Source organism: Erwinia typographi (assembly GCF_000773975.1).
GTDB classification, from domain to species: domain Bacteria; phylum Pseudomonadota; class Gammaproteobacteria; order Enterobacterales; family Enterobacteriaceae; genus Erwinia; species Erwinia typographi.
In genome coordinates this window covers 1-417 of the sequence record NZ_JRUQ01000112.1, presented here as the reverse complement: position 1 = coordinate 417, position 417 = coordinate 1, and the positions used below count along the sequence as shown (strand labels likewise).

Below are 417 nucleotides of genomic sequence, written 5' to 3'. Positions count from 1 at the left end.
CAGGGCCAGCCAGTCGGTTGTCCGCGCTGCCCTGCAACAGGTGTTCGTGCAGACTGAAGAACAGAGTGCTCACGCCACCTGGCGCGAGGTCGCCACTCAGTTGGAAAAGAGCTTCCCGGCAGTCACGGAGATGATGGACGAGGCGGAAGCAGACGTGCTGGCGTACTTCAGCTTCCCGAAAGCGCACCGGGTGAAAATCCACTCGACAAACACGCTGGAGCGCCTGAACAAAGAGGTGAAGCGGCGTGCCGATGTGGTGGGCATCTTCCCCAATGAAGAGAGCATTATGCGGCTGCTGGGCGCGGTACTGACAGAGCAGAACGAAGAATGGCTGTTGCAGAACCGCTACCTGCCGCAGCACAGCATGGCGGAAATAGAACAGACCGCTGAAACTGAAGTGATCGAGGCGTTGCCACT

1 protein-coding gene is annotated in these 417 nt (G+C 59.0%); it reads left to right on the top strand.

Translation table 11 applies throughout. From position 1 onward, the window contains the following. The coding region (locus tag NG99_RS26890) for an IS256 family transposase (protein ID WP_034899856.1) at positions 1-417 on the top strand (417 nt) is incomplete at both ends.